The sequence below is a fragment of the Robiginitalea sediminis genome, from assembly GCF_002198115.1.
GTDB classification, from domain to species: domain Bacteria; phylum Bacteroidota; class Bacteroidia; order Flavobacteriales; family Flavobacteriaceae; genus Robiginitalea; species Robiginitalea sediminis.
The window spans coordinates 367,319-370,491 of the sequence record NZ_NGNR01000004.1; the positions used below are offsets into that span (position 1 = coordinate 367,319).

General features: G+C 54.0%; 3 protein-coding genes. All 3 read left to right on the plus strand.

From position 1 onward, the window contains the following. Positions 1-728: 728 nt before the first annotated feature. The gene (locus CA832_RS14955) at positions 729-1,094 is read left to right on the plus strand and encodes a hypothetical protein (RefSeq protein ID WP_143542402.1); all 366 of its coding nucleotides are present in this window, start codon (positions 729-731) and stop codon (positions 1,092-1,094) included. Further along, entirely contained in the window at positions 1,094-2,239 is a 1,146-nt protein-coding gene (locus CA832_RS14185; RefSeq protein ID WP_088342281.1) for a gliding motility-associated C-terminal domain-containing protein, read from the plus strand. The genes CA832_RS14955 and CA832_RS14185 overlap by 1 nt, the downstream gene beginning before the upstream one ends. A gap of 512 nt (positions 2,240-2,751) precedes the next feature. Next, positions 2,752-3,173: hypothetical protein (locus tag CA832_RS14190; RefSeq protein WP_233131845.1), on the plus strand; the 422-nt coding region annotated here is incomplete at its 3' end.

A 3,173-nucleotide genomic window follows, 5' to 3' on the forward strand; every position in this document is an offset into this window, starting at 1 on the left:
ACAGATGGTGCAGGCACTTACTCATGGATAACAAACTCCAGCACAGACGACCAGAACATTTCCGGATCCGTGCTGGTAGGAGAAACCCTGACCATTGGGATTGAAGGGGGCACCTCCGAAGATGTTGACTTTTCACCCTTCGCTCTGGATACTGAGGTAACAGCCGCGATTGCTGCTTCAGAGGCACTCGACGGGGATACCAGCAACACCAATGAAATTGAACTCCCTGTCGGAGGTAATAATGGTGACATCCTTTCNGGATTGAAGGGGGCACCTCCGAAGATGTTGACTTTTCACCCTTCGCTCTGGATACTGAGGTAACAGCCGCGATTGCTGCTTCAGAGGCACTCGACGGGGATACCAGCAACACCAATGAAATTGAACTCCCTGTCGGAGGTAATAATGGTGACATCCTTTCAACTGATGGAGCCGGAACTTACACTTGGATTGCGAATAGCGGCACCGACACGCATTTCGGGGATACCGACCTTTTAATCACAGGAAACAGAAATCACAACCTAGATGGCAATAATATAGTATTCTCAGGAAGTGGATCTATCGGAATAGGTAATGCAGCAAATCCGCCTGAAAGCAGGCTTGACGTAGACGGCCAAATCCAGGCTCGCAATGGTTTCGCAGCATCAGATGGATCTGCCGGACAACCATCTTATAGTTTTTACCAGGGAACAGATACCGATACAGGTATTTTCCGCCCTGGTGCAAATCAAATGGGCTTTTCAACGGGAGGGAACGAAGCAATTCGTATTAATGCAGTACAACAAGTAGGCTTAGCTGAAACCAATCCTACTTCTACCCTGGATGTGAATGGATCTTTTGCGACTGCTGCAGTACAACAAGGAGGTGGTTATAGTATTGCTGGTTCAGATCATACCGTAGTAATAACCTCCATAGGCCTTGTGAATCTCCCAACAGCAAGTACCGTTCCCGGCCGAATTTTAATTTTAAAAAATTCCAGTGGCGGAATTGTTCAAACGAATACTCCTTACAACAACACCAATGGTATACCTACGGTTGATGTCAGTGGAGTAGTCTGGCTCCAAAGCATCGCCGGTAACTGGGAACAAATCAACTAATGAAACAGCTCCTCCCCTATATCATCCTTCTGAGCCTGGGCTTTGCCCACGCCCAACCCGCACTGCAGCACAACGGCGGCATGCAGCTGCACGGGGGGGCGCAGGTAGGGCTGCACATCCCCCTGGTCAATGAGGCACCCTTCGACCAGAACCTCGGGCTGCTGGGCTTTTACGGGCCCGGTGCGCTGTCCGTGAGCGGGGCCTTTGCCCCGGCCTTCTACGACGTGGAGATCGATGCGGATTCGGGCGTAGACGTGCTGGTGCCCATCCTGGTGGGCAACAACCTGAACTTCGCTTTCGGGGACTTCCGCACAGACCGTTCCCTGAAAGACCAGTATGTAGGGCTTCTGCAAAACGCCTTTGCGGTGGGGCAGTACGATTTTTCCAAGGTCAACGGGTTTGCGGCTTACAGCCAACAGGTGGACATGGTCTTCCCCGTGGGCGATGCCGACCAACTGCGGCCCCTCACCTACCAGGCCGGCAACCCCGTACCCCTGGCTAAATGCGCCTATTTCCGGGAAGACCCGGGGAATTCCGCTATTTACGGTTTTCTGGACCCGGCCCTCAGGCCCCTCTCCATCGCCGCCATCAGCAGCCGCGAATTCTGGCGCCTGGAAGGATCCGAACCCGGTACGGTAACCCTGACCTGGAACCAGGACAGCGATATGGAGGTCATCGCCCAGGAACTGGGCCAGGTGGAACTCATCGGCTGGAGTAAGGCCGCAGGTCGCTGGCTTCCCTTGGGGACTGCCAGCCGTGCGGGCGACCTGCAGGATGGGTTCGCACTATCTGAAACCATCGTCCCGGACGAGTACGAAGTCATCACCTTTGCCGGCCTGGCCGAGCCCGAGGAACTCTTTACCCTCCCAAACTTCTATATGAGCCCCAACAACGACGGGCTTAATGACCGCCTCATCATTGAAGAGCTGGAGGCCTCCCCCAACAACAACCTGCGCATCTATGACCGCCGCGGCCTGCTGGTCTTTGAACAGGACAACTACACAGACCAGTTCGACGGCACATCCAACGTAGACGGCTTTGTCTTTAACCGCGACGCCGGCCTGCCGGAAGGAGTCTATTTTTACCTGGTCCGCATGCTGGACTTGGGGGTGGAATATCAGGGTTTTCTGTACCTGCGTCGGTAATTCTTACAGCTGCCTTCTGTAGGCGAATGGCATCTAACTGTAGACCAGCAACAGGACCATTTTCATTCGCCTCAAAACTGTACACTTCATCGGATATTAACCATGTTTACGGGCCTCGCGTATAGGTTTGTCGATCCAAAACCTAAATACACCCCACATGAAAAGGTCCTGGATCTTTATCGCTTTACTCTTTTCTGCCTTCAGTCTGCAGGCACAACTTAAAATCGGACAGGATCCGGATCGGATCCATGTCAATTCCATCCTCGAACTCGAAGCCACGGACAAGGCGCTTGTACTTACACGCGTATCCGATGCCCAGATGCTGGAAATGCATCCACTTCGGGGCGCCATTGTTTACAATACCGATGCCCGCTGCGTCTTCTACTACATGGAAGACTGCTGGCGAAGCCTGTGCGATACCGGCTCAGACCCGGAGTTTAATCTGGTAGAAAATGCAGACGGCAGTTTTTCCCTCAATCTGGGCAGTTCCCAATCCGTTACACTGCCAACCATTGCCGGCCCGCAAGGTCCTCAAGGAGAACAAGGACCTGCTGGCCCACAGGGAGAACAAGGCCCGAAGGGAGACAAAGGTGACAAAGGTGATACCGGAGAAACAGGTGCCCAGGGACCACAGGGAGAACAAGGACCCAAAGGTGACAAAGGAGACAAAGGTGACACCGGGGATACCGGTCCCCAAGGACCCCAAGGAGAAACCGGAGCCCAGGGACCACAGGGAGAACAAGGCCCGAAGGGAGACAAAGGTGACACTGGAGATACCGGTGCACAAGGTCCGCAGGGTGAAACTGGACCTCAGGGACCGCAAGGTGAAACCGGCCCGCAAGGACCTCAAGGAGAAACAGGTGCCCAGGGACCACAGGGAGAACAAGGACCCAAAGGTGACAAAGGAGACAAAGGTGACACCGGGGATACCGGT

Coding starts and splice junctions, on each gene's coding strand:
- CA832_RS14185 (WP_088342281.1), top strand. CDS start 1,094: ATGAAACAGCTCCTCCCCTATATCATCCTTCTGAGCCTGGGCTTTGCC.
- CA832_RS14955 (WP_143542402.1), top strand. CDS start 729: ATGGGCTTTTCAACGGGAGGGAACGAAGCAATTCGTATTAATGCAGTA.